The 24,777-nt window shown below is 46.5% G+C and carries 38 protein-coding genes; 37 read left to right on the top strand and 1 reads right to left on the bottom strand.

Translation table 11 applies throughout. The features are described from left to right. The first annotated feature begins 6 nt into the window (after positions 1–6). The 19 genes from M1E86_RS06595 to M1E86_RS06685 all read left to right on the top strand — a co-directional run bounded on the left by M1E86_RS06595 (position 7) and on the right by M1E86_RS06685 (position 7,371). Entirely contained in the window at positions 7–198 is a 192-nt protein-coding gene (locus M1E86_RS06595; protein ID WP_166696920.1) for a hypothetical protein, read from the top strand. Next, positions 188–826 (top strand): DUF3164 family protein, encoded by a 639-nt coding sequence (locus M1E86_RS06600; RefSeq protein ID WP_112307086.1) that lies wholly within the window; start codon positions 188–190, stop codon positions 824–826. The genes M1E86_RS06595 and M1E86_RS06600 overlap by 11 nt, the downstream gene beginning before the upstream one ends. A 1-nt stretch (position 827) precedes the next feature. Next, entirely contained in the window at positions 828–1,025 is a 198-nt protein-coding gene (locus tag M1E86_RS06605; protein ID WP_112307085.1) for an ANR family transcriptional regulator, read from the top strand. After that, positions 997–1,191, top strand: a complete 195-nt coding sequence (locus tag M1E86_RS06610) for a hypothetical protein (protein WP_102140813.1) — start codon at positions 997–999, stop codon at positions 1,189–1,191. The genes M1E86_RS06605 and M1E86_RS06610 overlap by 29 nt, the downstream gene beginning before the upstream one ends. A gap of 91 nt (positions 1,192–1,282) precedes the next feature. Then, on the top strand, positions 1,283–1,453 hold the full coding sequence (locus tag M1E86_RS06615) for a hypothetical protein (protein WP_180355040.1): 171 nt from the start codon (positions 1,283–1,285) through the stop codon (positions 1,451–1,453). Further along, complete coding sequence (locus tag M1E86_RS06620) at positions 1,446–1,874, top strand: hypothetical protein (protein ID WP_257759813.1); 429 nt, start codon at positions 1,446–1,448, stop codon at positions 1,872–1,874. The genes M1E86_RS06615 and M1E86_RS06620 overlap by 8 nt, the downstream gene beginning before the upstream one ends. Beyond that, positions 1,861–2,292 (top strand): hypothetical protein, encoded by a 432-nt coding sequence (locus tag M1E86_RS06625; RefSeq protein ID WP_112307082.1) that lies wholly within the window; start codon positions 1,861–1,863, stop codon positions 2,290–2,292. The genes M1E86_RS06620 and M1E86_RS06625 overlap by 14 nt, the downstream gene beginning before the upstream one ends. Beyond that, on the top strand, positions 2,289–2,672 hold the full coding sequence (locus M1E86_RS06630) for a hypothetical protein (RefSeq protein ID WP_426099300.1): 384 nt from the start codon (positions 2,289–2,291) through the stop codon (positions 2,670–2,672). Before M1E86_RS06625 ends, M1E86_RS06630 begins: the two co-directional genes overlap by 4 nt. Beyond that, complete coding sequence (locus M1E86_RS06635) at positions 2,672–3,100, top strand: gp16 family protein (protein WP_257759811.1); 429 nt, start codon at positions 2,672–2,674, stop codon at positions 3,098–3,100. Before M1E86_RS06630 ends, M1E86_RS06635 begins: the two co-directional genes overlap by 1 nt. Beyond that, positions 3,081–3,506 carry a Mor transcription activator family protein gene (locus tag M1E86_RS06640; protein WP_257759810.1) on the top strand — a complete coding sequence of 142 codons (426 nt, stop codon included), beginning with the start codon at positions 3,081–3,083 and terminating at the stop codon, positions 3,504–3,506. The genes M1E86_RS06635 and M1E86_RS06640 overlap by 20 nt, the downstream gene beginning before the upstream one ends. 7 nt (positions 3,507–3,513) lie before the next feature. Then, entirely contained in the window at positions 3,514–4,038 is a 525-nt protein-coding gene (locus M1E86_RS06645) for a hypothetical protein (RefSeq protein ID WP_257759809.1), read from the top strand. 90 nt (positions 4,039–4,128) lie between these two features. Beyond that, on the top strand, positions 4,129–4,587 hold the full coding sequence (locus M1E86_RS06650) for a mor transcription activator family protein (protein WP_112307077.1): 459 nt from the start codon (positions 4,129–4,131) through the stop codon (positions 4,585–4,587). Positions 4,588–4,772: 185 nt separating this feature from the next. Beyond that, positions 4,773–5,081 (top strand): HP1 family phage holin, encoded by a 309-nt coding sequence (locus tag M1E86_RS06655; protein ID WP_116672631.1) that lies wholly within the window; start codon positions 4,773–4,775, stop codon positions 5,079–5,081. A 1-nt stretch (position 5,082) separates the two neighbouring features. After that, positions 5,083–5,646, top strand: a complete 564-nt coding sequence (locus M1E86_RS06660; protein WP_426099301.1) for a lysozyme — start codon at positions 5,083–5,085, stop codon at positions 5,644–5,646. Further along, a complete protein-coding gene (locus M1E86_RS06665; protein WP_426099302.1) occupies positions 5,643–6,200 on the top strand; it encodes a lysis system i-spanin subunit Rz in 558 nt (185 codons plus the stop codon). Before M1E86_RS06660 ends, M1E86_RS06665 begins: the two co-directional genes overlap by 4 nt. Further along, the gene (locus M1E86_RS06670) at positions 6,197–6,424 is read left to right on the top strand and encodes a hypothetical protein (protein WP_426099303.1); all 228 of its coding nucleotides are present in this window, start codon (positions 6,197–6,199) and stop codon (positions 6,422–6,424) included. Before M1E86_RS06665 ends, M1E86_RS06670 begins: the two co-directional genes overlap by 4 nt. Beyond that, positions 6,421–6,669: a hypothetical protein gene (locus M1E86_RS06675; RefSeq protein ID WP_102140862.1), complete on the top strand. Its 249-nt coding sequence runs from the start codon at positions 6,421–6,423 to the stop codon at positions 6,667–6,669. Before M1E86_RS06670 ends, M1E86_RS06675 begins: the two co-directional genes overlap by 4 nt. A 2-nt stretch (positions 6,670–6,671) precedes the next feature. Further along, positions 6,672–7,172, top strand: a complete 501-nt coding sequence (locus M1E86_RS06680; RefSeq protein ID WP_112307074.1) for a DUF1804 family protein — start codon at positions 6,672–6,674, stop codon at positions 7,170–7,172. Next, positions 7,165–7,371, top strand: coding sequence for a hypothetical protein (locus M1E86_RS06685; RefSeq protein ID WP_426099304.1), 207 nt, complete (start codon positions 7,165–7,167; stop codon positions 7,369–7,371). The genes M1E86_RS06680 and M1E86_RS06685 overlap by 8 nt, the downstream gene beginning before the upstream one ends. Here the strand turns inward: M1E86_RS06685 and M1E86_RS06690 are convergent. After that, positions 7,366–7,563, bottom strand: a complete 198-nt coding sequence (locus tag M1E86_RS06690) for a hypothetical protein (RefSeq protein WP_336845083.1) — start codon at positions 7,561–7,563, stop codon at positions 7,366–7,368. The genes M1E86_RS06685 and M1E86_RS06690 overlap by 6 nt on opposite strands. Positions 7,564–7,636: 73 nt before the next feature. Between M1E86_RS06690 and terL the strand changes: the two genes are divergently transcribed. The 18 genes from terL to M1E86_RS06780 all read left to right on the top strand — a co-directional run bounded on the left by terL (position 7,637) and on the right by M1E86_RS06780 (position 24,739). Continuing rightward, positions 7,637–9,268 (top strand): phage terminase large subunit, encoded by a 1,632-nt coding sequence (gene terL / locus M1E86_RS06695; protein WP_426099305.1) that lies wholly within the window; start codon positions 7,637–7,639, stop codon positions 9,266–9,268. Positions 9,269–9,277: 9 nt separating this feature from the next. Then, a complete protein-coding gene (locus M1E86_RS06700) occupies positions 9,278–10,858 on the top strand; it encodes a DUF935 domain-containing protein (protein WP_426099306.1) in 1,581 nt (526 codons plus the stop codon). Further along, positions 10,845–12,002 (top strand): phage minor head protein, encoded by a 1,158-nt coding sequence (locus M1E86_RS06705; RefSeq protein ID WP_272578921.1) that lies wholly within the window; start codon positions 10,845–10,847, stop codon positions 12,000–12,002. Before M1E86_RS06700 ends, M1E86_RS06705 begins: the two co-directional genes overlap by 14 nt. Positions 12,003–12,009: 7 nt before the next feature. After that, positions 12,010–12,549 carry a phage virion morphogenesis protein gene (locus M1E86_RS06710; RefSeq protein ID WP_116672699.1) on the top strand — a complete coding sequence of 180 codons (540 nt, stop codon included), beginning with the start codon at positions 12,010–12,012 and terminating at the stop codon, positions 12,547–12,549. Between the two features lie 216 nt (positions 12,550–12,765). After that, on the top strand, positions 12,766–13,866 hold the full coding sequence (locus M1E86_RS06715; RefSeq protein ID WP_426099307.1) for a phage protease: 1,101 nt from the start codon (positions 12,766–12,768) through the stop codon (positions 13,864–13,866). A 3-nt stretch (positions 13,867–13,869) separates the two neighbouring features. Further along, complete coding sequence (locus M1E86_RS06720) at positions 13,870–14,262, top strand: hypothetical protein (RefSeq protein WP_426099308.1); 393 nt, start codon at positions 13,870–13,872, stop codon at positions 14,260–14,262. Positions 14,263–14,275: 13 nt separating this feature from the next. Then, positions 14,276–15,184: a Mu-like prophage major head subunit gpT family protein gene (locus M1E86_RS06725; RefSeq protein WP_116068720.1), complete on the top strand. Its 909-nt coding sequence runs from the start codon at positions 14,276–14,278 to the stop codon at positions 15,182–15,184. Next, on the top strand, positions 15,184–15,531 hold the full coding sequence (locus M1E86_RS06730) for an HI1506-related protein (protein ID WP_231068805.1): 348 nt from the start codon (positions 15,184–15,186) through the stop codon (positions 15,529–15,531). Before M1E86_RS06725 ends, M1E86_RS06730 begins: the two co-directional genes overlap by 1 nt. An 11-nt stretch (positions 15,532–15,542) precedes the next feature. After that, the gene (locus M1E86_RS06735) at positions 15,543–15,971 is read left to right on the top strand and encodes a DUF1320 domain-containing protein (protein ID WP_336845166.1); all 429 of its coding nucleotides are present in this window, start codon (positions 15,543–15,545) and stop codon (positions 15,969–15,971) included. Further along, positions 15,968–16,621, top strand: a complete 654-nt coding sequence (locus M1E86_RS06740) for a DUF1834 family protein (protein WP_426099309.1) — start codon at positions 15,968–15,970, stop codon at positions 16,619–16,621. The genes M1E86_RS06735 and M1E86_RS06740 overlap by 4 nt, the downstream gene beginning before the upstream one ends. Beyond that, positions 16,618–16,803 carry a DUF2635 domain-containing protein gene (locus M1E86_RS06745; RefSeq protein ID WP_102140764.1) on the top strand — a complete coding sequence of 62 codons (186 nt, stop codon included), beginning with the start codon at positions 16,618–16,620 and terminating at the stop codon, positions 16,801–16,803. The genes M1E86_RS06740 and M1E86_RS06745 overlap by 4 nt, the downstream gene beginning before the upstream one ends. Then, positions 16,797–18,221 carry a phage tail sheath C-terminal domain-containing protein gene (locus tag M1E86_RS06750; RefSeq protein ID WP_426099441.1) on the top strand — a complete coding sequence of 475 codons (1,425 nt, stop codon included), beginning with the start codon at positions 16,797–16,799 and terminating at the stop codon, positions 18,219–18,221. The genes M1E86_RS06745 and M1E86_RS06750 overlap by 7 nt, the downstream gene beginning before the upstream one ends. An 8-nt stretch (positions 18,222–18,229) precedes the next feature. Then, the gene (locus tag M1E86_RS06755; protein ID WP_112307064.1) at positions 18,230–18,607 is read left to right on the top strand and encodes a phage tail protein; all 378 of its coding nucleotides are present in this window, start codon (positions 18,230–18,232) and stop codon (positions 18,605–18,607) included. After that, the gene (locus M1E86_RS06760; RefSeq protein WP_426099310.1) at positions 18,607–18,963 is read left to right on the top strand and encodes a hypothetical protein; all 357 of its coding nucleotides are present in this window, start codon (positions 18,607–18,609) and stop codon (positions 18,961–18,963) included. Before M1E86_RS06755 ends, M1E86_RS06760 begins: the two co-directional genes overlap by 1 nt. A gap of 178 nt (positions 18,964–19,141) precedes the next feature. Continuing rightward, positions 19,142–21,436 (top strand): phage tail tape measure protein, encoded by a 2,295-nt coding sequence (locus tag M1E86_RS06765; RefSeq protein WP_426099311.1) that lies wholly within the window; start codon positions 19,142–19,144, stop codon positions 21,434–21,436. Beyond that, entirely contained in the window at positions 21,433–22,857 is a 1,425-nt protein-coding gene (locus tag M1E86_RS06770) for a DNA circularization protein (RefSeq protein ID WP_426099312.1), read from the top strand. The genes M1E86_RS06765 and M1E86_RS06770 overlap by 4 nt, the downstream gene beginning before the upstream one ends. After that, positions 22,841–24,082: a phage baseplate assembly protein gene (locus M1E86_RS06775; protein ID WP_426099313.1), complete on the top strand. Its 1,242-nt coding sequence runs from the start codon at positions 22,841–22,843 to the stop codon at positions 24,080–24,082. The genes M1E86_RS06770 and M1E86_RS06775 overlap by 17 nt, the downstream gene beginning before the upstream one ends. Positions 24,083–24,085: 3 nt before the next feature. Continuing rightward, positions 24,086–24,739, top strand: coding sequence for a phage baseplate assembly protein V (locus tag M1E86_RS06780; protein ID WP_426099443.1), 654 nt, complete (start codon positions 24,086–24,088; stop codon positions 24,737–24,739). Positions 24,740–24,777: the final 38 nt, after the last annotated feature.

Consider the following 24,777-nt stretch of genomic DNA (forward strand, 5'->3'; position numbering starts at 1 on the left):
GGGATTATGGCTGTACGAATTACAATCAATATTACAGAGAATAACAATGGCACAATGGATTATGAAATTATCGGTAGCCATACAGGGCATGGCGCAACAGACAATGAAATCGACATTGCAAAAAGAATGTCTCTTGGTATCAAAAAAGCAATCGAAGCAATGAAACTAACAAATAAGGGGAAAAGCAATGCACACTAATCCAAAACAATTTACACAACATGAAGTAATCGAGAACTACTGGCGCGATGCGAAAGGCATTTTAACCCCTATTGATTTAATTAAACCCATCGATATGCAACGTGACGCATTAGTTGGTGAATTAGTCACTCAAGCTCAACAAATCAGTGAGTTATTACGTCAATTTAAAATTGCTGCTTTCGGTGATATTGAGGCATTCATCGCACTGTCAGCAGAACAATTCGGCGTTAATGTAGGGGGTAAAAAAGGCAATGTCACACTGTATTCATTCGATGGTCGTTACAAAATCCAACGCGCGATACAAGACCGTATTGCCTTTGATGAGCGTTTACAAGCAGCTAAAGCGTTGATAGATGAATGCTTAAAGGATTGGGTGCAAGGTGCAAAACCAGAAATCCATTCCATTATTGACCAAGCCTTTGCCGTTGATAAAGAAGGTAATATTAATACAGGTGCTGTGCTTTCATTACGCCGCTTAGATATTAAAGATACGCGCTGGATTAACGCTATGGAGGCGATTGGGGAAGCTATTCAAGTTGTTGGTAGCCGCCAGTATGTCCGTATTTATGAGCGCGTTGGTGATAGTGATCAGTATGTCCCTATTTCACTTGATATTGCGGGAGTGTGATATGTCATTTATTCATTATGCAACAAGTGCAGCTATTGCAGAACGTAAAGAATTATTTGCTGAAGCACATAAAAATTGGGTCGATGCTGTGCGCCTAGCACGTAAAGAAGTTAATCGCAGATGGGCGGAATGTCGTGCTGATTACTGTCTCAAATCGTCTGGAGGTCGTCGTGTCCAAACTAACAGCCAAACAATTTAATGAAAAATACCTTGTTGGTCATACCTTCATTTATCAACGTAGTCGTTTTTTGCGTGGAGGCCCTACAGTGAGAACATTAGGTAGAGCTAAAGATGAAGGCGAAAGAACCATTGTAGAAATTGATATTGAACCTTATTACATCGATATTGACACTTTAAACTGCTAAATAATGTAACCCACTAAAAAACTTAACCTTTTAATAATGGCGTAAACCCGCAGGGGCTGGCTTACGCCAAAATCAAGATAACGAGGTATTTATGCCTAAAGTTAAAATTCAACAAATTAAAGTGGTTGCTGCCATTTTGAACGAATTAGCCAAGCAAGTGCCTGAGCTGAAAATAAGCCAAGAACAGCTTGCCGTAGTCACTACTGCCGCAGCCCATATTTGTTCTGCATTTGATGCTGATAAGGATGGTAACCATGAATAATACTTTACCAAACTCATTAACATTCACTTTAAGCCGTAAGCCTGTGTTTTATATACGTCGTGATGAGTTGCTAACTGAATCAATTCAAATTTCCCCTATTGCAAATGCGGAGTTCTGTGTGCCGCTTTATACACAAGTAGGTGATGATAATGAAATTTTGCGCGAAATACAGGCGCAAGGCGTTGATAAGTTGGCAGACTCATTACAAGACGCTATATCTGCTCTTGAAGAGTGTCATTATATTGGCACGATTACTGAAATGATACACGATGAAATTAATCGCTGTCGCTCTTTTGCTGCTAGGTTGCGTCGCCCTATTGTTAGCTCATGTTTGTGCAATAGTTGTAATGACTGGATGCGTGGTGGTTGTTCTTCAACTTGTACTCATTACAAAAAGGAGTGTCATCATGAGCATCAGTAAGGAACAATGGGAAAAAATTGAAGGAGATCTAAAGGGTTATTTCGCATCAGTCGACTTTCAGTATAAAGACACTGAAGTGAGTGTAAGACGTGTTAGTTCTGGAGAAGGCAAAACAGTATTAGCAGTCTATCTGGATAGCCAAATCTATACTGGATGGGGGCGGATTAATGGCGAAGATTTTAATCCATTGGTCGAGTTATTTTGGACTAAGCGTCAAAAATCACTTTATAGCCCTACAAAAGTGAAAAAGTTAGAAAAAATATGGGGTAAACGTCGTGCAAAAAAAGAGATCCCAAATCTTCATGACAAGTTTACATGGTATGAACCTTGGTTTAGCAAGGCGTCGGTGCTCATTCGTCAGTTTAAGCGTGTTAAAGAGTTAACTTTGAAGGTAGATAATGAGGGTGACTTACTATGACTAATTTAAAGGCACCTTCACAAGCAGCGGCGCGTAAGCGTCGCCAGCGTGCCAATCAGCGCAAAGATGGTTTGCACCGCATGGAGTTTACATTTACTGATTTAGAAAAGGATGCGCTTGATTATCTTTGCGTAAATCGTACCCCTGGTCGTGAACCTTATGACCGTAACGAATTGGTGTCATTGCTCTTGCTGTGCAACCTTGAGTACCTCAAGCGTCAGCAAGCCAAGTTAGGCATTTGTCCGCATTGTAAAGAGCAAATGCCTAACCATTGCAAAGGGTTATTTATCGGTCAATCTAATTGCTGGTTAACCCGAGATGCCCGTCAGCTCAACTTAACCAACGTGACAGGTCACGCAAACTTAGAGGAGACAGATTAATGACATCCCCTAATGCAAAGATATTAATTGGTATTATCAAGGCGGCTCAACAGTACCTTAAATTAGATGATGAAACCTATCGCAGTATTCTGGTTCGTATGACGGGTAAAAATTCCGCTAAAAAATTAACGCTAGACGAGTTAAGCCAAGTCCGTGACTATCTTCATGACCAAGGTTATCCGCGCAAAAGTAAGCGTAAATACGGGCGACGCCCGAGTGTTCCTGCAACAAGGGAAGCTATTTTAAGTAAAATCGAGGCGTTACTTTCTGATTCTGGAAGACCTTGGGAGTATGCAGAATCAATGGGTAAGCATATGTTTAATCGTGAAAAAATAGAATGGTTAACGTTTGATGAATTATCTAACTTAATGAAAGCATTAATTATTGATGCAAAACGGAGGGCGAAAAATGGATCTCCAAGCCGTTGAGCATTTACTCCCTGAAACATTACGGCATATTGCGGGGTTAATTGGGTATTCAGACACATTAAAGCTAATCGAAGTCTTTGGCGGGACAACGTTTGTTTTCACCAAGACAACGGATACAGAACGCTTTAAGCAACTATTACATGTTATTGGTGAGCATAATTCAGTCACGCTTCAATCTCATTTTTGTGGTACTGAAATTTATATCCCTAATGCTTCAGCCGCCATGCGCGAATGGCGTAATCAACGATTTATCAGTGAATATAACGCCCTTTTAAAGGGCGGTTTATCGGGGGTTAAAGCCGTTATAAAACTGTGCCCTAAATACGGTTTTAGTGATCGCCATGCGTGGGACTTATTATCACGTTATAAACAATCTGCTATCCTTAAGCAAAATAGTTTATTTTGAGGATAAAATGAAAAAAATATTATTAGGCGCTTTATTATCTATTTTTGTAGCTAATGCAAATGCTGTTGATGGATATAAAAATATTAAATTTGGGTCATCGATAAAGGATGTGGTGAACGCTAATGTTTGTTCACTAAAAGAATTTCCTGATACTAATAAAGTTGCAGGATTAACAAACTATGGTTGTTTTGACTTTCAGTTTGGAGGTAAAAACACCATAGCAATGGCTTTTTTTATTAATGGTAAGTTTCAGCGTTTTGCTATAAACATTGATGATAACTATGTTTCAGTTTTAAATGGATTAATAGAAAAATATGGAAAACCATCATCAAGCGACACACCAGAAAAAATAAAAAGAGCGGACAGTACGGGTGAGCCTGTTTTTGTCAAATTTGATAATGATACAGTGGTATTACGCGTACAAAAAAACATGTCAACTGGAAAAGAAAGTGCTCTTTTAATTTATACATCCCCTAAATATGATGAATTACTATCAAAGATCACTAAAGACTCCATTATAGATGATATTTAACCACTGAACCCCTTCAACACGCGAAACCCCAAGAAAAATGAAATACTGAACACCTTCCTTTTGGAGGGTGTTTTCATTTTAGGGGGTAACATGCAAACTACGATTGACGAAGCCGAACTTGCACGGCTCGAAACGCTCTTACCAGATTCAGCTAAACAGCTTATTGATGTTATTGGTTATAACGCCACATCACGACTCATTAGCCGTTTTGGTGGTGTCACACTCGCAGGTGTCAGCGGCGAGGCCGCAGAGCGCACAGGGGGCGTACATCGCCTATTGCGCGAAGTGTTAAGCGAAGACGAATGCAAGCAGCTCTTGCATTACATTGGTAAAACGGCGTTTTATATTCCACGGTGCGAAGAAGCTTTTCGCCAAATCCGCAACCAACGCTTTATCAAAGAGTTGCTAACGTTGGGCGAGCAAGGCCGTTCACGCCGTCAAGCCATGGCATTGTTATGCCCTAAATACGGTTTTAGTGATCGCATTGGGTGGAAGCTATTGCGTGACCTTGATGCAGAAGAAGCCGCACAAGACCGTTTATTTGATTGATATTCGCGTGTGATTTATGACACACTAAAAACCCCCTTTCGGGTTTGGTAGCTAACTGCTGAACCCCTTCAAACACTCTCTATTTCCCCATCTCCTTATACTCAAACTCTCTTATTTTTGATTGGGTTTTTCGTCCATTTCCCTCGGTTTTTGGGAGGCTGTTATGTGAGCGTGAGGAGGTTGCCATGAACCCGATCTCTTTCCTTGAAAAGGACAGATGCATGGATGAAAAAATAGCTCAATTTAGCACGCAGTCATCATATTGGTTTGCTGGATTGGGATTGTTTTTTAGTGGCTTATCACTGTATGAGTGGGCGGCAATCATCGGTGTGGCCGTCAGTATTTTATTAGGTATTGCGAACCTTGTTATATCTGCCTATTACAAAGCTAAGCAAACCCGTCTGATGGAAAAATACCTGGCTAACGCTGATAAGCCCGATGAAGTCGCCAGCAAGGTTATTTCAGTCTCCACCAAGTTCCCCAAGGAATTATAACATGGACATGAAACAGCGTTATCTAACTGCCGCCGTTGTTGCATTGATTGTGGGTGGTGCCAGTGAAAGCCAGATATTTGACCAGTTTATCAAAGAAAAAGAAGGTAACTTCACCACCGCTTATCAAGATGCAGGCGGAATTTGGACAGTGTGCCAAGGCGTCACCCGTATCGATGGCCGTCCCGTAAAACCTCGTGAAAAGCTCACTGAGGCACAATGCGAACGCTTAAATGCTATTGAGCGTGATAAAGCCATTGCCTGGGTGAAAAAACATGTTCCTGTGTCACTCACACCCCCTCAAATCGCGGGTATCGCTTCATTTTGTCCTTATAACATTGGTGCGGGTAAATGCTTTTCATCCACGTTCTACCGCAAATTACAAGCAGGTGACATCGAGGGTGCCTGTAAAGAGATCCCCCGTTGGGTATTTGATGGTGGAAAAGACTGCCGTAAAACTCAAGGTCAGCCTAGAGGTTGCTACGGCCAAGTTATCCGCCGTAACCAAGAGGCTGAACTGTTGTGTTGGGAGTTAATGCAGGTGAATATCGCAGGGACAACACCATGAACTCAATCGCAGAAAACACATTAACCCGCTCATTGAAAATTGCACTCATTGTAGGGGCGTGGTTGTTATTTGCGGCGGGTGCATTTGCGGGTGTCATGCTGGCGCGTTATCACTACAACACCATTATTCAGGCTAACCAAGCGACGTATGCCAGCCAGTTAAAGGCTATCTCGGATGAGGCATCCGCCGCAACACATCAAGCCATACTGCGTATGGAAGACGCCCAGCGCGAAAAAGCCCGATTAGATACGTATTACACACAGGAGCTAGCACGTGAAAAAGCCCAATCTCAAGCCTTGCGTGATGATTTGTCTACTGGCCGTCGTCGGTTGCAGTTCGCCCGCGCCGACCTTGCAACCTGTCAGCTCACCGCAAGCCACCATTCCAGCGCCCGCGCCGTGGGCGATGGAGCCGAAATCCAATTCTCTGTTGAAGCTGGACTCCTTGTTGAAGATATCCGAGCCGATATCAAACGAGATCAGGACAAGCTCGACTACTTACAAGGTTATGTAAAAGACGTTGTTAAAGAGTGCCGCAGAGAGGTCACGCCATGAAGATGACACTTTTATTACGACGCAGTATGCCCGTGTTAGTCGCTGTCGCTATCCTGGTGTACTTGGTTATTTTCCTGAGTACAGGGTTTTGGTTACGTGTTGTCAGTACCTGTGACCGCGCGCAAGCCCTCAGTAATCGACCCACTTATTTAGACGGCCTTGTTTGCCGTTATCACGATACCCATGAGGCAATCAAGCCACCATCAACAAGGAGTTTAAGATGAAGAAACGCCCACAAAAAGGACGTAAAAAAGACGTTTTACTGTCGATTAACAGCCAGTTAAATCGGATTGAACATCGAATTGAGCGTCAAATGGAAAACATGGATGAGCAAATTGACCTCATTCGTGAAGAGGCAACCAACGGGGCTATTCGCCGTGGTTACGTGGCAGGCGCTATTTCAGGTGGTGTCACCGCTTGTGTGGTCAGTACGGCGGTGATTTTAATCCGCGCGAAAATGGGCTTGTAATTATGGCGTATCCGCAAGAGACACGCGATAAGTTACGGCGCGCCTACATTTTTAGCCAGCTTTCTCTGGAAGTGGCAGCGAGTCAAATTGGCGTGGCCTTTGTGACCGCACGGCGCTGGAAGAAGGAAGCCCAAGATAAAAATGACGATTGGGACAAAATGCGTGCCGCGCACATGTTAGCAGGTGGCGGCGTTGAAGATGCAGGTCGTGCGGTATTGATGAGCCTTGTTGTACAGTGTCAAGCCGTGACAGAGCAAATCAATACAAACCCTGATATTCCTGCCGAGAAGCGTGTAGAGCTACTGGCAAGCCTTGCAGATGCTTTTAATAAAGCCACGTCCGCCAGTAAAAAAATACTGCCTGAAACGGATAAATTGGCCACGGCCATCGATGTGATCCAACGGTTCGGGCAGTTTATCAGTGATAAGTACCCACAACACAACGTGGTGTTTGTGGAAATTTTAGAAGCTTTTGCCGAAGAATTGGAGCGTGCGTATGGATAAGAATCCCAAAAAAGATTTGTTCTCGCCGAATAAAACTGAAATGCGGATGGAGTTTGTTGCTGATTTGGTCGCTTATTTGCGGGAAAAATACGGTGATGATGCCTGTGATTCTACAGTGATGCCCGAATTGCTTCTCACGGCATCACTGGTATTAAGTGGTAAATATCACACTGAGTTATGTTTTAAACAAAAATCATGACTCTTTAATTTTGTTAGAAATGTGTTCGAATAAATAATCAAACATTGGAACAATGAAATTTCCTCTGAGTTTGGGGTCATCAGACAAAAAAACATGACTGGCTGATAGGTTGTTATTTTGCATAGATATAATTAACTCTTTTGCCATATTAGCGATGGCAATTTTTTGATCTGTTGTTAGTTGGTTTTCCATTGTGTTCCCTTTGTAATGAATTAATTGCACTTAAACGTTACCAAAGGGAACCTTATTTTCATAGAGGTTTGCTGTGGCTAAAAAGGTTTCCTTAAAAGCGTTTAAAGCTTCGTTACAGGACTACATCAACGAACTGCGCCAAACCATTGAGGCGGAGTGCTTAGGCTTTGATGCTGACCCCGAGGCGGCTGAAGCTCGACGAGCACAAGTGGCGGATGCTGAGAACGGCTACAGCTTCTTTGTGGAAACCTATTTCCCGCATTATGTGCGCCACCACTCCCGCAGTCAGTTGCATGATTATCTTTTTAGTCGTTTACCTGCGATTGTGGCCAGTTCAGATGCCGAAAGTGACGCCATCGCCGCCCCACGCGGTGAGGCTAAATCTACGCTGGTGAGTCAACTCTTCACGCTGTGGTGCATTATTCGCGAGTTGAAAAAATACCCTGTCATCATTATGGACAGTATCGACCAAGCGTATCCTATGCTCGAAGCCATTAAGGCCGAACTGGAATATAACCCACGACTGAAAAATGATTACCCTGATATTTGCGGTCAAGGGCGTACTTGGCAGATGGGGACTATCGTCACACGCAATAATATCAAAGTGACGGTTGCGGGTAGCGGTAAAAAATTGCGGGGGTTGCGACATGGCCCATATCGCCCTGATTTAGTGGTGCTCGATGACATCGAAAACGATGAGATGGTACGTAACCCTGAGCAGCGCGAGAAGCTACATAACTGGTTAAAAAAGACGGTGATGCCACTCGGTGAAGCAGGCGGCAAAACCGACATTGTTTACATCGGGACTATCTTGCACTATGACTCGGTGCTCTCTCGTACCCTCAATAATGCCATGTGGCGGACGGCACGGTTTAAAGCCATTCTCCAAATGCCTACCAATATGAAGTTGTGGGATGAATGGGAAACCTTGATCCACAATAAACAAATTGATGAGGCCGAGCGCTTCTACCATGAGAATGAACCTCTAATGTTAGAAGGTTCGATAGTCTCTTGGGCGGCACGTCCACTGTTAACCCTCATGAAAATTCGTGCGCGTGATGGTCATGATACGTTTGACTCCGAATACCAAAATGACCCCGTGAGCGGTGAAGATGCGATTTTTGCCAGTTGCATTACCTTTTGGTCTAACCATCTCTCCGATTGGATTTTTTACGGTGCGTGTGACCCAAGCCTCGGTAAGCAGAATAAAACGCGCGACCCGTCAGCCTTGCTCGTGGGCGGATTCAATCGCATGACAGGTATCCTTGATGTGGTTGAGGCAGATATTAAACGTCGTTTACCTGACCGCATTATCTCCGATGTGATTGACTATCAGCGCGAATACGGCTGTTTAACGTGGGCGTTTGAATCCATCGCCTTCCAGGAGTTTTTACGTACCGAATTAGTGAAGCGTTCTGCGATGTTAGGAATACCCGTTCCTGCTATCCCTGTCATTCCAAACAGTGATAAAGCCCTGCGCATTGAGTCATTACAACCTCATATGGTCAATGGGCTTATTCGTTTACACGCAACACAACACACGCTGATTGACCAACTGCGTCACTTTCCCAAGGCTGACCATGATGATGGTCCTGATGCCTTGCACATGCTTTGGTCTTTGGCGGTTTCTCGTGCAGGTAATACCGATATTCAAACTCGCCCCCGCCGACCTGAAGGTCGACGCTTTGGGTCGGGTGCTTGGTAGGAATTTATTATGTCAAAAATTGTGGATATACACGGAAACCCGTTACAACATGAAGTTTTAAAAACGTCACAAACCGTAAAATTAGCACGGATGAGTCGCATTTATCCTGATCATCCCTCACGCGGACTCACTATCCGTAAGCTTCCGCGTATCTTACAAGCGGCTGAACGCGGTGACTTGAGTGCGCAGGCCTGCCTCTTTGGGGATATGGTCGAGCGTGACGGCCATATCTTTGCCGAAATGGAAAAGCGCAAGAATGCGTTATTAACGCTGGATTGGTCGATTGAGCCACCGAAAAATGCCACCAAAGCCGAGCTAGACATGACCGCGAACGTGCAAGCCTGGTTTGATGCGATGCCTGAAATTGAAGACATTATCCTCAATGGGATGGAAGCGGTGGGGCATGGGTTTAGTTGCCAAGAATTGGAATGGGATCGCCTTGATAACACGTGGTTACCCAAAGCCTTGCACCTGCGTCCCCACTATTGGTTCCGTACCTTACCTGAGCAACGCGACGAAATTCGCCTCAACACCGATGAAATGAACGGCTCGGAGTTATGGCCGTTTGGTTGGCTGGTTCATCGCCACAATGCCCGCAGTGGGTTTATTGCCACCAGTGGATTATTCCGCGTACTCGTCTGGCCGTATCTGTTTAAAAACTTTTCGTTGCGTGATTTTGCTGAGTTCTTAGAGATTTATGGCTTGCCTGCACGAATCGCCAAATACCCTGCGGGTACGTCCGATGAGGACAAAGATAAACTGTTAGATGCACTGGTTAACTTGGGGCATGACGCCGTTGCGACGGTTCAACAAGGGACAGACATCAACTTTGAAAGCGCCGCAGGGGGTGGCTCTGACCCGTTCATGGAAATGATTGCCTGGGCTGAACGGACACAATCCAAAGTGATTTTAGGAGGGACATTAACCTCACAGGCGGACGGAAAAAGCTCTACCAATGCCCTCGGTAATGTGCATAACGAAGTGCGCCACGATTTAAAAACCGCCGATGCTCGCCAGCTTGAAGGCATGTTTCGCCAGCTTATTCAAATGTTATTGGCACTCAATGGCTATCAAGACGTGAATCCGCGTCGTTTACCGCGTTTTGTGTTTGATACCCGTGAAGCGGTTGATTTACCGCAGTTTGCTGATGCGGTGGGTAAGTTGGTAGCCGCAGGTGTGGAGAGTATCCCTGTTTCTTGGGTGCATAAGAAAGCCGCTATTCCGCAAGCCCAAAAGGATGAACCTGTATTGCAGGCGCGCCAAGCCCTGCCGTTGTTACCCACACCATTAAGCTATGGTCGTTCACGTCACGGGTTGGGCGTGCTGAGTCAAACGGTAGAAGCAGACGGAATAGATCCAGCACAAATCACCCTCGATAATGCACCGCCGCAGTCTGACACCATTGGGGCGGCTATGAGCCAACTCTTAACGCCCATGGTCGCCGCACTCAAGCAAGGTCAAAGTGTGGATGAGGCCATGAATATTATTGCGCAAAGTTACCCGCTCTTGGATGACAGCACGCTTCAAACGTTATTGAGCCAGGCTATCTTTGTGGCGGATGTATGGGGACGTCTCCATGCCGACAGCTAAACAAGCGGTAGATTTGCGCTACGCCATGAGCCTCCCCCCTGCGGAGGCGATTGCTTACTTTGAAAGTAAGGGCTATATACTGGGTTATCACCACTATGATATTGAAGCGCAAGCCCACGCCAAAGCGTTTACCGTGGCGGGTGTACTCAAATTGGATATCTTGCACGATATTCGCCAAGCGTTAAACGAAGCCCTTGAAAAGGGGGAGACCTATGCCGACTTTGAACGACGCCTCATCCCCATTCTTGAACAAAAAGGCTGGCTCGGAAAAGGTTTGGTTGCGGATAGGGACACGGGAGAGCTGCACGGCAAGCGTTTAACGCCACGTCGATTAGACACCATTTTTCAAACCAATCTGCAATCGTCGTACATGGCAGGACGTTACAAGCAGCAAATGGCAACCGTCGAGGAGCGCCCTTATTGGGAGCGCGTGGGGATTATGGATAATCGTATTCGTCCTTCTCATGCGGCACTCAATGGGTTTATTGCCCGCTATGACGATCCGATTTGGCAAACCATTTACCCGCCCGATGGTTATCGCTGTCGCTGCCGTGTGCGCACGCGCAGTGCTGAAGATGTTGAGCGTTTGGGGTTGATGGTGCAATCCTCTGAGGGGCGCTTGGTAGACGTTGAACAAGAGTATGGCGTGCCAGGTGAAACCCGAACCGTCACAGGCTTTAAAAATCCGAAAGACGGTCAAGTGTATACGCCTGACCCTGGTTTTGGTTTTAATCCTGGACAAGTCAGCTATCAACCTGAATTAGATAAATACCCCTCAACGGCCGCGAGTCAATACATCACAGGCTCACTCACAGGCGCGGACTTTCGTTTAGGGTATCAAGAGGCGGTCAATGCCACACAACCTAACCCTGCTCAACGTTATCCCATTGCCGCGCGTCCTCAACCTTCCGCACCTAATACAGATGCATTTTATGTTGATGCGCCCACCATTAAGGCACTCGCTCAACAGGATATCACGCAAGCCGATTACTTATTTGTACAGCAAATTATTGAATCACCTCAAAAAATGCGGTTGGGTGAGGATGGGGTTCAATACTATGCAACGCAACACGAAAAGCGTTGGTGGGTCGTTGAAGTTAAAGATAATCAATTGCAGCGTGTCACCACGCAAACCGACTTTTGAGGTTAATATGATCACCGTCAAAATTGATACACGCGAATACGAAGCCGCACTGCAAAAACTGGTCGAAGGTATCGAAAGTCGCGCGCCATTGATGCGCAAATTAGCAGGAATGATGGCGGATGCGGTAGAGGAAAACTTCGCACAAGAAGGTCGCCCCGCGTGGTTGGGTTGGAGTCCCGCTTATGCTCGCCGTCGAGCAGGCGGGAGAATATTGCAAGACAGTGGGCGATTGGCCAGCAGCATCGGTCAATACAGTGATAATGACAGTGCCGTCGTGGGCACCAATGTAAAGTATGCGCGTATCCACCAAGAAGGTGGGGAGATTAATATCCCTGCTCGTAGCCAGCAAGCCTATTATCGGCAGCGTAAAGACGGCACCGTGGGTAATCGTTTTGTCCGTAAGTCGCGCAGCAACTTCAGTCAATACCACACGTTACCCGCCTATAAAATCAAAATCCCAGCGCGACCTTTCTTGCAATTGGACGAGTGGGATCAGTACCGTATGACGTTAACAGTGGAAGATTATTTAAGCCGGTTGATTGAGTAAGATAAAATAACGACTGTAAGACGCTGTGAGCCGTTTTAATTGTTTAGAGTGTCATTGTTCGTGGTTGGGTGTTTAAAACGTTTTTAAACGGGGTTTAAATGCGTTATCGTAGAGATTGCATTGCAAGCCCTCAGTCATTTTACTTTTCCCGCTTTATCACCGAGTGCTGAACCTCTTCACACACTCCCCATTACTGGCAGTTGTTATGCTGCCCGCATGAAAAAATACATTGCCGCTTGTGTCGCTGAAATCCTCAGCCAAAACCTTAACGAAATCCAGCTCTTCCCCGCTGGCGAGTTTCGTGCTGTCGATGGTCGCCCGTTTGAATGTGACCACTGGCTCATGACCCGTGAACTCGCTGACGTTTTAATTGCGCAAGTCGCAGCCCGTCAAACACCTTACGTGATTGATTATGAACACCAGACGTTGCGTGCCGCGACCAATGGACAGCCTGCGCCAGCAGCGGGTTGGTTTACGGCGTTGGAATGGCGCGAAGGCGATGGGCTGTATGCCATTAATGTGGAATGGACGGACGCGGCAGCAGCGGCCATTACCGCCAAAGAGTACCGCTTTATTTCCCCTGTCTTTAATTACGACAAAAACGGTCATGTGACAGTGCTGCTCCATGCTGCCCTGACTAACACCCCCGCAGTAGATGGTATGGATGAAGTGATGCTTGCCGCTGCTTCTCAGTTTGCTGCACTTTCTCAACCCACCGAAGAGGATCTCACTGTGGATGAAGAACTCATCAAAGAGCTACTCAGTAATCTGCGTTGGATGCTGAACTTGCCCGCCACGGCAACAGCAGAAGATATCAAAACAGAACTGCAAAAAGCGATTGACCTGATTTCAAACGGTCAAGGCACGACCGTCGCCGCCAATCAAAGCTTAGTGGATTTACTCAAAGGCAAAGAAACCTTGATTGCTGACCTGTCCAGTAAAGCCTACGACCCAACCAAACATGTGCCACTTGCAGGCTATCTTGAACTGCAAGCGAAGTACAACGAAGCGTTGAACGCAGGTCAGCAACAGGAAGTGAATGGCCTGATCCAAGCGGCACTTAGTGATGGGCGTCTCAATACGGCCATGAAAGATTGGGCGGAAGAGCTAGGGCGTAAAGACCCTGACGCCCTTAAAGGTTATCTCGAAAAAGCCACCCCGATTGCGGCATTAACACAACTGCAATCCAAGGGTAAAGCCCCCGCAGGCGCAGAGCAAAGTACCACTGTGACCACGGAGCTGACCGAAGACCAGTTGGCGATTTGCAGCCAATTCGGGCTTGACCCCGAAGAATTTAAAAAACAGTTGGGAGAGTAACTCATGACCCAAGATAGAAATACCCCTCACCGTGACGGTGAATTGTTTGCGGTACGTTGTGCTGCTGCCGCGCGTATCTATGGCGGGCACATTGTGTGTGCTAATGCCGACGGGTTTGCTGTCCCAGGCGCACCCGGTTTAACCGTGCTGGGTGTTTCGGATGATTTTGCCGATAACCGCGACGGTGAACAAGGCGATATCCGTGTGATGGTGCGTCGCCAAAAAGCCTTTTGTTTAGGCAACGATACGTCTAAGCCTGTCACGCAAGCCCATGTAGGCAAATTGTGTGATGTGAAAGACTCGGTGACGGTGTGTGAGGCTGGAGAGGCCACGACTACCCCTGCGGGGCGTGTGTTGGAAGTCACCGACGATGGTGTCTGGGTCTCGATAGGTTAATTAGGAAAATACCATGATTGTGAATAAAGCCAATATCAGCGCGTTATTTGTCAGTATTAATATGACATTTAACAATGCATTAAAAGAGGCGCCTTCAACCTGGCAAAAAATTGCCATGAAAGTGCCGTCGACGGGAAAATCTGAAGATTACAGCTGGTTATCCAACTTCCCTGCGATGAAACGTTGGGTCGGTGAAAAAGTGATTAAATCACTCTCCGCCCATAAATACACCATCGAAAATGACGACTGGGAAGCCACGATTGAGGTCGACCGTAACGACATTGAAGATGACAGCACCGGTAAATATGCGGTTCAAGCCAAAGGTGCAGGTCGCTCTGCGGGCATGTTGGCTGACGAAATTGTCTATGAAGTCCTTAACCTCGGTTTTGAACGTCCGTGTTATGACGGCCAATACTTCTTTGATACTGACCACCCTGTCGGTAAAAACTCGGTTTCCAATAAAGGCACGAAAAAACTGTCCATTGCAACGCAAGCAGCGGCAATGGCGTCTTACGGTGCAGCGCGTACCGCCCTGCGCAACATGAAAGACGACGAAGGTCGCCCGCTGGATGTGAACCCCAATATTTTACTGGTTCCTCCTGCGCTTGAAGATATCGCGAATGCCCTTATGACAGCTGACCGTTTAGAAGATGGCAAGGTCAATATCTACAAAGGTACTGCCGAAGTTGTCGTCTCGGCGCGTATCACCTCAGATACGGCGTGGTTCTTACTGGATACCACTCAAGCCGTTTTACCGATTATCTACCAAGAGCGCAAAGCGCCTGTGCTGGTTGAACAAACCGACATGAACAGTGACGGCGTCTTTAAGCGCAAAAAATTCCTGTTCGGTGCCGAAGCACGTGCCGCAGGGGGGTATGGTTTTTGGCAATTAGCCTATGGCTCAACAGGGAGTGATGCGTAATGCCGATTATTATTACTGCAAAAGTGAATGGGTTTCGTCGCTGTGGGATTGCACACAGTGACACCGCGACGGAGTACCCAGACGACCACTTCACCAAAGACCAGCTAAACGTGCTGCAATCTGAGCCGATGCTCGTGGTCTCTGTGGGTGACGCGGGCGCAGAAAAAAAACAGCCTGATGCGGGTGCAGAGAAGCAAATCAGTGCATTGAAAGCGGAAGTGAAGCGCCTGACGGATGAAAATCAAGTCTTACACGCAGAGCTTGCTCTCTTAAATACGCCTAATGCACCCGTAGAACCATCCGAAAATAAAAAATCGGATGATAAACCCGCACCGAAAGGCAAATAAGGGAGCCTGCTATGTACGCCACACAAGATGACATGTTGAAAGCGTTTGGTGAGCGTGAATGCGTGAGCCTCACTGATGAAGCCATGACAGGACAAATCAATGCTGAGGTGATGGTTTATGCGCTAGCGCGCGCGAGCAGTGAAATTGACGGTTATCTTGTGGGGCGTTATGCGCTCCCCTTTGCAGATGGTGCTCGGATATTGACGGGGCGATGCTGTGACATTGCCCGTTACCATCTGGCAACAACGTATAAGATGTCCACGCCTGAAATCCAGACACGCTATGACGATGCTATTCGTTTTTTTGAGCGCGTGGCTGAAGGCAAAATTAGTCTGGGGCGTTCCGATAACGGTCAAGTGATCAAGTCGTCTTCACAAATGAAATTTGGAAGCAGTCAACGTCAGTTTGGTCGTGACTCAACGCGCGGAGGTGCATTTTGATCACTCAAATTGAAAGCAGCATCATTCAACGTCTAACGCTGGGTATGGGGCGTATGTTACGTGAAGTTGCCAGCTACAGCGGTGAACTCGATGTGGATATGGGCAATATCATCCGGGCATTTCCGGCGGCTTGGGTGACGTTCGGCGGGATCACAAACAGCAAATACACCAGTACCAGCCGACAGAAAGTGATTGTGACAGGTAAATTTGTGGTCATGGTGGGTGATTATAACACGCGCAGTGACGCTGCAAGCCGGACAGGTGGCGCTAACCTCAATGAGGTTGGCACGTATCGACATATACACGGTGTTCGTCGCTTGTTAACAGGGCAGGATTTAGGGCTGACCATCGACCCATTGATGCCTGGTGTCGTCAGAACGCTTTACAACACGCAAGTCAATGAGCGGGCACTGTCAATTTTTGCGTGTGAATTTGAAACCCGTTGGCATGAACACGTTCTCGCGAATGGCGATTGGCCTGAATTTACGAGCAACCCTGACGAAGCCGATAACCTTTTTAATCTTTATCGCGGCAAGCTTCAACAGCCCGACCCTGATTTGTTGCGTGTCGGATTGCACTATGACCCACCGGGTGTTGGTAGTGCTGAAGCACCTGCGGACTTAGTGCCGACAAGGAAACCCACACCATGAACACACTGTTAGTGAAAGCCGCACCCACTTTACGGGTGTCATTTGAATATCAGCACCGTCGCTATATTACCGATGGTGAGGCGGTTTCTGTGCCAGACACCGCTTATTACCGCCGCCTACTGACTAACGGTGATTTAGTCTTGGTGAGCAAGAAAGCCACAAACAAAGGACAAAAATCATGACGGTAACCTTTGATACCATTCCGGGTAGCATTCGCAAACCTGGGAAATATTTTGAATTCAATACGCGTATGGCAACGCGCACGCTGCCAGGCAACCCTCAGACGCTTTTAATTATTGCGTCAATGTTATCGACGGCGCAGGCGTCGCCATTAATGCCCCTTGATATCTATGATGATGACGCTGCCGCCGTTGCCTTTGGTGCGGGTTCGTTAGCGCATATCATGGCGAAAGCCGCGATTGATGCAAACCCCTATTTACAATTGCAGGTCATTGGTATTGAAGAGGCAGCCGCAGGTAAAAAAGCCAGTGCTACCTTGACCATTACCGCCCCTGCCACACGGGGTGGCACGCTCTCACTGTTCGTGTGTGGTGAACGCCTCGATATCCCTGTTGAAACGGCAGATACGGTATCTGTGCTTAATCAGGCGGTTGTAGATATTGTCAATGCGAATACTCACTTGCCTGTGGTCGCTGCGCTGACAGGCGAAGCCAATGGCACTGTGACGCTCACCGCGCGTCAATCCGGTGATTGGGGTAATGATATTGTTATTGATGTGCAATCGACGGCCAAAGGGGTTACCGCAACAGTCACCGCGATGGTCGGCGGTGAAAATAACGCTGATATTCAACCTGCGCTTGATGCCGTATTTGCGGCAGGTCATAACATTATTTCTATTCCATTTAGTGATAAAACTTCGCTGTTAAAATTACGCACCCATTTAGAAAAAGTGAGTGGTGCCATGGAACAACGCGGCGCAATTGGTACGGCTGGCTGGACTGGCACGCTCAGTACAGGAACTACCCTCGCCAGTGATATTAATGATGGTCGGACATCAATCGCATGGTATCCAGGCTCGGTAAAATTACCGTGTCAAATCAGTGCGGCGTATGGTGCTGTGATTGCCTCGGAAGAAGACCCTGCGCGTCCACTCAACACCCTTGAACTGAAAGGGTTAGATATTGCCCCTGTGACCAAACGCGCGGGACGCAATGAGCAAGAAAACGCCTTACATAACGGCTTAACCCCACTTGAAGTGGGCGCAGGTAACCGTGTGCAGATTGTGCGCGCCATTACCACCTATACCCGTAATGTGGAAGGCGTTGAAGATACTGCGTTACTGGATTTAACCACCATTCGTACCTTGGATTATACCCGTAAAGCGTGCCGTGAGCGTATTTCACAGCGTTTTCCTCGCGACAAGCTCAATGAGCGCACGCGCGTGAAAGTCCGCTCTGAGCTGTTGGATGTGCTGATTAAACTCGAAGAGGAAGAAATCCTCGAAAACGTGGAAGAAAACAAGGGACTATTGTTGGTTGAGCGTGACGGTAAAGACCCTAACCGTCTGAATGCCGCTATCCCTGCCGATGTTGTCAATGGCTTGCATGTGTTTGCGGGTCGCATTGACCTGTTCGTCTAAGGAGAACACTGATGTTAGAAGAATATGCAGGTGCGATTGTTTTAGAAATTGACGGCCGCGAAGTGGAAGTTACCGACATGGATGTGCAAGAAGTCACAGGCCGTAAGCTTGTCAAAACCATGAACAAAACAGGACGCGCCAAGGGATTCATGCGCGGCATTGCCACCTATGAACTGTCTATTTCTGTTGTGATCCCTTTAAACGGTGATATGGATTGGGGCGCGATTGAAGGCTCGAAGCTGACCCAATACCCGATTAGTGGCTCAGGTGGTAAGCGTATCTCATACCTTGACTGTTTTGTGACAGAGGTCGGGGAAAAATATTCCACCGATAACGAAGCAAAACGTGATCTAAAACTGAATGCATTGCGTAAGGTGATTGAATAATGGCTGATGTAAAACCGCTGATGTTACTGGATGGAATCGACCATGACGGCAAACGTCACTTGATATTTGCCGTCAAAATCCCTGTCATGCGTGACGTTTATGATGCGCTTGATGAAACTGAGGAGGCCTGTGGTTCAACAGAAACCAAAGGCGCTGACCTCTATTATCGCATGGCACTTACTAAACGTGCGCTCACCCAACTGGGTGATATCTCGTTGGAGGATATTACCACGGATTTCCTACTGGATAACCTCACTAGTATGGATTATGACGTGATTGACAGTGCGATTGATGACGCAAAAAAAAAGCGGCGAGCCGAGAACAACGACGAGACAGCTTCCGAACCGTCGTCTTAGCTCTAGGTAAGTACGGTTTCACTGAGCAACAATGCCTTTCTATGAGCCGTCCTGCCTTGGACGGCTATCTCAATGCCTTAAATCGCCTGCATGGCGGTAAGTCAACATCGACAAAATCGAAAACGACCCGTGTCAAGTCCCGCCGTCAACGTAAGCAAAAATCCAAACGAGGTTAATCATGGCGAAAGAATTTAAGTTATCAATGGTGCTGTCTGCGCGTGATGCGGCATCCAAAGTGATCACAAAATTGATGCGTGATAGCACCAAAGAGAGCCAGAACGCTGAAAAAGCGCAAGAAAAACTCGGTAAGCGCCAACGTACCACCGCCGAAGAAGGCATACGCCAAAATCGGGCATTAGGGGAAGAAGTCAGGCGTCAAAACCGTGCCCGTGAAACGTTAGGGATTAGAGCTGAACGCGCCATACAACGCGAAATTCAACAAACAGTCGCAGCTTATAACCGCCTAGCCCGTAGTGGCACACTCTCCATTGATGAGCAATCCCGTGCTTATTCACGTATGCGACAACGTGTAGGCGAGTTAAAAACTGAAATGCAAGGTATGAATAAACTGGCTCGCTTATCTGATATTGGTGGTAGCTTGACTCAAATCGGTGGAGCGATGATTGCGGGGGGTATGGCTTATGCTGAGCCAGTTAAACAGCAGATGAGTTATGAGCAACGATTAGCCTATATGAGTAATACTGCATTCAGTGATCGTGATGAATTCGGCAGGCTAGAGGGCATGAAAACACTTGATACACTTATAAGAAAATCCGTTGCAGAAGGCGGAGGTTCAATTGATGAAGCTGCTGAGGTATTAAGTAAATTACTATCAGAAGGGATTTTTACTGATAAAGAAATCAATGGCCTTCTCCCTTTAATTCAGAAATACAGCACTGCATCAGGTGTTCGAAGTTTAGATTTAGCCGCCGTTTCTGCCGCATTAAAAAAGAACTTTGGTATTAGTGACCCAAAAGATATTAAAACTGCTTTAGATATGGCGCTTAAAGGTGGCCAAGAAGGTGCTTTTGAATTACCTGATATGGCTAAATGGTTAGCACAGCAACTATCGGCTGCAAATAGTGTAGGTATGAATGGACTCGATGACTTTGCATCAATTGTCGCTGCTAACCAAGCCGTAGTTTCAACAGCTGGTACAAATGACCAAGCAGGTAATAACTTAATGAACTTTCTGCTCAAATTAAATAGTCGAGAATTAGGCACTGCGGCTGAGAGAATTAAAGTAGATGGTTATGGTATTGACCTGTCAGGAACACTTATTAATGCGAGAGAAAAAGGTATTGATCCAATTGATGCTTTTATTGGTCTTACTGACAAAATAGCTGCTAATAATCCCAAATATAAAGCACTGCAAGATAAATTAAATAAAACAGATCAGAATGACCCTGAGCACCAAAGGACATTAGCTGCAATGGCTAAAATAGCTGAAGGTTCCGCTATTGGTCAATTAATAGGAGATCAGGGCACACTGATGGCTGTTATCGGCTTAAAAGGCCAAAGTGAGTATAGAAATGAAGTAAAACAAAAAGTATTAGAACAAAAAAATAAAGGCGAAGGTCAAGGTGAAGGTGATATTCAATTTGCGGTAATCTCTGCGGGTAATCAATTTAAAACAGATCAAGCTGGCAATGCTAAACAATTTGCAGAAATGGATTCAGCCAAACCAATATCTGATGCACTTGGTACATTAGCGGATAAGTTTACTGATTTTAGCAAAGAATTTCCTACCTTAACGACCGCAGCTATGGGGGCTAAAACGGCTATTGAAGCCATGACGCAAGCCGCTGTTGCTTTTGCTGCATTGAAGTTTCTATTTGGTGGTGGGTCTGGATTAGGTAGCATTCTAGGTGGTAAAGGCGCACCTAAGCCGGGCATGTTCAACCCTATCGGTGGTGCGGGAACTGGTGGGCTTCCTGTGCATGTGACTAACTGGAAAGATAGCGGTTTTAACAATAATCTCTTTGATAAAAATTTACTGGGTAAGTTTGGCTTTTACTCTGAAATACTGAGTTACATGCTAAATGAAAATAACTCAAAAGATAACCTTGAATCGCTTGAGGCTAAGCGAAGAAAAGAATTCACTGATGAAGGTTTAGAGGGTTCTAAATATCCTTATTTGCCTGCGGGTATCGATATTTGGTTACAAAAACGTGACCAACGTTTAGAAGATAATCCTATCAAAGTTAGCCCATACTTAACGGGGGAATCCGCGTCACCTTTTATTAAGAATGAGCGAGCCATCGATAAAGATGTGATCACCTTTGACGCCCTTGAAAAATCTGGCGTGCTTCAACCTTTACTCGATTTAACACAAGCCCTCAAAAACCCACCGCCACCCCCCGTGATTGAAGTACGCAGCGTGGTTGAACTCGACGGCCAGCAAGTGGCTGAGTCGGTCAACCGTGTTAATGGTCAAGATGCAGGTCGCACCACGGGAGGCATGTTCCCATGAGTTGGCAAACCGATTTACAAAATGCCTCATTTCGTGGGGTGACCTTTGATGTGTACAACACCAAAGACAGCATATCCCGTGAGGTTGCAACCCATGAATACCCCTTTATTGATGGTGGCGATGTCATGGATTTGGGGCGCAAACCCCGTAATTTTCGCATCAGTGCCGTATTTTGGGGTGACAATTATAAACGTGATATGGATAACCTCATTGCGGTGCTCGATGAGCCAGGCAAAGGCGAGTTAATTCATCCTGTCCACGGCTCTATTCCGCAGGCTCAATGCATTGAGTACAGCATCGGTCATGAGGCTGAAAATGTGGATAGCTGTAGCTTAGAGTTGGTTTTCCTCGAAGGGAACACTGGCACACAACTCGCACAAGCGCACCCTGAGCAGCTTGGTGATGATATCTTTGACAAAATCAATCAGCTCTCAGAGCGCATGAGTGACCTGTTTGAACAGGTTATGGCTCCCGTGAATAAAGGTGTTCGGTATCTTGCAAAAGGTAAAGCGGCATTATCAGGCATGATGAATACATTAATTATCATGCGCGGTGATTTTAATGGCGCATTCAGTGACGGTGTGAATTATCTTAGTTATCCGCGTGCTTTTATCAATGATTTGCAATCAGTTTTAGATGTTCGCACCAGTGCCGTAGGCGATTTGCTTAATTTAAAATTCCCTGGTGTGATTAATACAACGCAATCCAATGGCTATAAAGGCTACAGTTCGCCGTTTATGACCTCAAATACTCCCCAAAATGGCTATCTTCCCAATGCTTCACAAACCGTCAACGTGGAGCAAGGGGTAAATGCGACCACGTTATTATCGGCGTGGAGTGATAGCGTTGCGGTAGTTGATGAGTTAGTCAGTTTACCTGTTGCATTAGTGCAAGAAGAACGCGCGGTCACCGTCCCCATGCCAAGCAATGCGCAGCCTGCTGATGTGCAGGATTTGGTAGTACTGTATCAAGTTATGGCTGTAGCTGAAATTGCGGCCATTACCACACAAGTGCTTGCAGACCCTGTCCAACCTAATCAAATGTCACCCGCCGATATTGAGCTGATGGTCAATGAAGTGAGGATGTTAGCATTGCAGGCTATCATCACATTACGCACGGATTACCAACCTCGTACACAATCGGTCAGCTCTGATGCCGAGCCTATCGGTTTATTATGGCAAGGCGTCGTATCATCCCTCAAAGAAGTCGCACTAGGCGTACAAACCTTGGGACTTCGTGTTATTGAAAAACGCCCACCATTGACCCGTAAGACCCTCACTGCGCCTGCTAACTTTCATTTACTCGCACACACCTGGTATGGCGATTATCGTCGCGCTACCGAACTGCACCGTTTAAATCCACAGGTTCGTAATCCAAACTTCCTACAAGTCGGAGATATCATCAATGCCTACGCCCGATAATACCGAGTTAAAAGATAAAATTACCCTGTTAATCGGGGGCACATCACACAGTGATTGGCAAACCTACCGCATTGACAGTGATTTTTTAAAAGCGGCCGATGCCTGGCAATTATCCCTTGGGTTACCCGAGGGGAATTTTCCTGCGGATGCGGTAAGAGGTGCACCCGTTAAAGTGAAAATTAATGATGATGTGGTGCTGTCGGGTCGTGTTGATGCTGTAGTGCGTGATGTTTCCCGTCGTGGTGTGACGTTAAGCCTATCGGGTCGTGATGATTCCGCGATTTTAGTCGATTGTGCAGCCCCTATTTTTAGTGCTCGTCAGTTAAGTCTTGATGAGGTGATTGCTAGCATTGTGCGGCCATTAGGAATTAAAAAAATCCGTATTCAAGCCGATGGTGTCACCCGTAATGACCGCGTGCATATTGAGCCTGGTGAGCGCGCGTGGGACTCACTCATGAAAGCAGCGGCAGGTCGAGGTTTACACCCGTGGTTCGATCCAGATGGAACGTTAGTCATAGGTGGGCCTGATTATAATCAACCACCTGTTGCAGACCTCATCATGCGCCGTGATGGACAAGGTAATAACCTGATATCACTGTCAGATAGCCGCAATATTCAAGGCTGTTTTTCAGAGTTAATGGTATTGGCTCAAAGCCACGCAACCACCACAAGCAATAAAAAATTACCGATTAGGCCTGTTGATGTGAGTCGGTCTGCTCCCCAAGCCTTTTCTGTCAATATTGATGATTCAGACGATACCGATGATACGGCGGCCGTTTCGAGTACATCGGGTCAACACAGTCTGAAAATAAAAGTGACCGACCCAACTGTACCGTATTATCGCCCGCAAATACTAACCTCGGGCGATGTTGATAACCAAGAGCAGCTCCAGTACCGTGCCAAAAAAGCCATGGCCGATGCTCGCTTATCGGGTCTTGATATTGTGGCGGAGGTGTATGGTCATCGAACTCCGAATGGTGAGTTATGGACACCAGGGCAACGCGTACACATTCAAAGTGAGTTACACGATATTGATGATATCTTTTTTTTAATGGGTCGCACGTTTATTGGGGGGCGTCCAGGCGGTGCAGTAACGCAGTTGCGATTTAAAGAAGATGCGGTTTGGATCCCCGACGCTTTCCCGAAACAGAAAAAAGGTAAAAAAGGCAGTAAAAAGAAAGGGAAAGACCAAATTAGACCTGTTGATGTTAGTGGAGGTCAATAAATGATGTGGATCCAAATTAATCAACGTATTAACCAAGCCTTAAACGGTATTCGAATGGCGTTTAGGGCGGTATTAAATGCCACGGATAGTGAAGGTAAAGTCCAAACCATGCAAGGTGAAGGTTTATCGGGTGAATCATTACAAGGTCAAGAAATCTTTCAACATTATGGTTTTACTTCTCGCCCTCTACCAGGCACAGAAGCCATTATACTGCCATTAGGTGGTCGTTCCTCTCATGGTATTGTCATTGCTACTGAACATGGCGCTTATCGCCTTGCGGGGCTGGAATCGGGCGAAGTGGCCTTGTATACCGACGAGGGGGCTAAAATTGTGTTAAAACGAGGACGCATTATTGATGTTGAATGTGACCTTTATCGGGTTAATTGCAAGCAGTATGAAGTCAATGCGGAAGATAAAGCCGATTTTAACACCCCCATGGTCACCACCAGTGAGCAGCTTACCGCTATGCAACAAATCACGGGCAATGGCGGTATGGCAATTAAAGGTGGCAAAGGGGCTAACTTTGAGGGTAATATCACGCAAACCTCAGGCAACTATCAAACCGATGGTGATGTTCAAGCAGGTGATATTTCTCTGACAGGCCATAGACATCCAAACGGCAATAATGGTGCCGATACGGGTAAATCAAAACCCTAGCTCCCCTCATATAAAGTGCTGAACCTCTTCACACACTA

The sequence above is a fragment of the Providencia sp. PROV200 genome, assembly GCF_049901995.1.
GTDB classification, from domain to species: domain Bacteria; phylum Pseudomonadota; class Gammaproteobacteria; order Enterobacterales; family Enterobacteriaceae; genus Providencia; species Providencia rettgeri_E.

Bases quoted from the DNA above. Each gene is read 5' to 3' on its own strand.
- M1E86_RS06735 (WP_336845166.1), top strand. From the start codon at position 15,543: ATGTACGCCACACAAGATGACATGTTGAAAGCGTTTGGTGAGCGTGAA.
- M1E86_RS06640 (WP_257759810.1), top strand. From the start codon at position 3,081: ATGGATCTCCAAGCCGTTGAGCATTTACTCCCTGAAACATTACGGCAT.
- M1E86_RS06645 (WP_257759809.1), top strand. From the start codon at position 3,514: ATGAAAAAAATATTATTAGGCGCTTTATTATCTATTTTTGTAGCTAAT.
- M1E86_RS06600 (WP_112307086.1), top strand. From the start codon at position 188: ATGCACACTAATCCAAAACAATTTACACAACATGAAGTAATCGAGAAC.
- M1E86_RS06675 (WP_102140862.1), top strand. From the start codon at position 6,421: ATGAAGAAACGCCCACAAAAAGGACGTAAAAAAGACGTTTTACTGTCG.
- M1E86_RS06770 (WP_426099312.1), top strand. From the start codon at position 21,433: ATGAGTTGGCAAACCGATTTACAAAATGCCTCATTTCGTGGGGTGACC.
- M1E86_RS06665 (WP_426099302.1), top strand. From the start codon at position 5,643: ATGAACTCAATCGCAGAAAACACATTAACCCGCTCATTGAAAATTGCA.
- M1E86_RS06725 (WP_116068720.1), top strand. From the start codon at position 14,276: ATGATTGTGAATAAAGCCAATATCAGCGCGTTATTTGTCAGTATTAAT.
- M1E86_RS06650 (WP_112307077.1), top strand. From the start codon at position 4,129: ATGCAAACTACGATTGACGAAGCCGAACTTGCACGGCTCGAAACGCTC.
- M1E86_RS06635 (WP_257759811.1), top strand. From the start codon at position 2,672: ATGACATCCCCTAATGCAAAGATATTAATTGGTATTATCAAGGCGGCT.
- M1E86_RS06680 (WP_112307074.1), top strand. From the start codon at position 6,672: ATGGCGTATCCGCAAGAGACACGCGATAAGTTACGGCGCGCCTACATT.
- M1E86_RS06660 (WP_426099301.1), top strand. From the start codon at position 5,083: ATGGACATGAAACAGCGTTATCTAACTGCCGCCGTTGTTGCATTGATT.
- M1E86_RS06780 (WP_426099443.1), top strand. From the start codon at position 24,086: ATGTGGATCCAAATTAATCAACGTATTAACCAAGCCTTAAACGGTATT.
- M1E86_RS06625 (WP_112307082.1), top strand. From the start codon at position 1,861: ATGAGCATCAGTAAGGAACAATGGGAAAAAATTGAAGGAGATCTAAAG.
- M1E86_RS06630 (WP_426099300.1), top strand. From the start codon at position 2,289: ATGACTAATTTAAAGGCACCTTCACAAGCAGCGGCGCGTAAGCGTCGC.
- M1E86_RS06615 (WP_180355040.1), top strand. From the start codon at position 1,283: ATGCCTAAAGTTAAAATTCAACAAATTAAAGTGGTTGCTGCCATTTTG.
- M1E86_RS06685 (WP_426099304.1), top strand. From the start codon at position 7,165: ATGGATAAGAATCCCAAAAAAGATTTGTTCTCGCCGAATAAAACTGAA.
- M1E86_RS06730 (WP_231068805.1), top strand. From the start codon at position 15,184: ATGCCGATTATTATTACTGCAAAAGTGAATGGGTTTCGTCGCTGTGGG.
- M1E86_RS06595 (WP_166696920.1), top strand. From the start codon at position 7: ATGGCTGTACGAATTACAATCAATATTACAGAGAATAACAATGGCACA.
- M1E86_RS06720 (WP_426099308.1), top strand. From the start codon at position 13,870: ATGACCCAAGATAGAAATACCCCTCACCGTGACGGTGAATTGTTTGCG.
- M1E86_RS06690 (WP_336845083.1), bottom strand. From the start codon at position 7,563: ATGGAAAACCAACTAACAACAGATCAAAAAATTGCCATCGCTAATATG.
- M1E86_RS06700 (WP_426099306.1), top strand. From the start codon at position 9,278: ATGTCAAAAATTGTGGATATACACGGAAACCCGTTACAACATGAAGTT.
- M1E86_RS06745 (WP_102140764.1), top strand. From the start codon at position 16,618: ATGAACACACTGTTAGTGAAAGCCGCACCCACTTTACGGGTGTCATTT.
- M1E86_RS06705 (WP_272578921.1), top strand. From the start codon at position 10,845: ATGCCGACAGCTAAACAAGCGGTAGATTTGCGCTACGCCATGAGCCTC.
- M1E86_RS06670 (WP_426099303.1), top strand. From the start codon at position 6,197: ATGAAGATGACACTTTTATTACGACGCAGTATGCCCGTGTTAGTCGCT.
- M1E86_RS06715 (WP_426099307.1), top strand. From the start codon at position 12,766: ATGAAAAAATACATTGCCGCTTGTGTCGCTGAAATCCTCAGCCAAAAC.
- M1E86_RS06765 (WP_426099311.1), top strand. From the start codon at position 19,142: ATGGCGAAAGAATTTAAGTTATCAATGGTGCTGTCTGCGCGTGATGCG.
- M1E86_RS06760 (WP_426099310.1), top strand. From the start codon at position 18,607: ATGGCTGATGTAAAACCGCTGATGTTACTGGATGGAATCGACCATGAC.
- M1E86_RS06620 (WP_257759813.1), top strand. From the start codon at position 1,446: ATGAATAATACTTTACCAAACTCATTAACATTCACTTTAAGCCGTAAG.
- M1E86_RS06775 (WP_426099313.1), top strand. From the start codon at position 22,841: ATGCCTACGCCCGATAATACCGAGTTAAAAGATAAAATTACCCTGTTA.
- M1E86_RS06655 (WP_116672631.1), top strand. From the start codon at position 4,773: ATGAACCCGATCTCTTTCCTTGAAAAGGACAGATGCATGGATGAAAAA.
- M1E86_RS06710 (WP_116672699.1), top strand. From the start codon at position 12,010: ATGATCACCGTCAAAATTGATACACGCGAATACGAAGCCGCACTGCAA.
- M1E86_RS06605 (WP_112307085.1), top strand. From the start codon at position 828: ATGTCATTTATTCATTATGCAACAAGTGCAGCTATTGCAGAACGTAAA.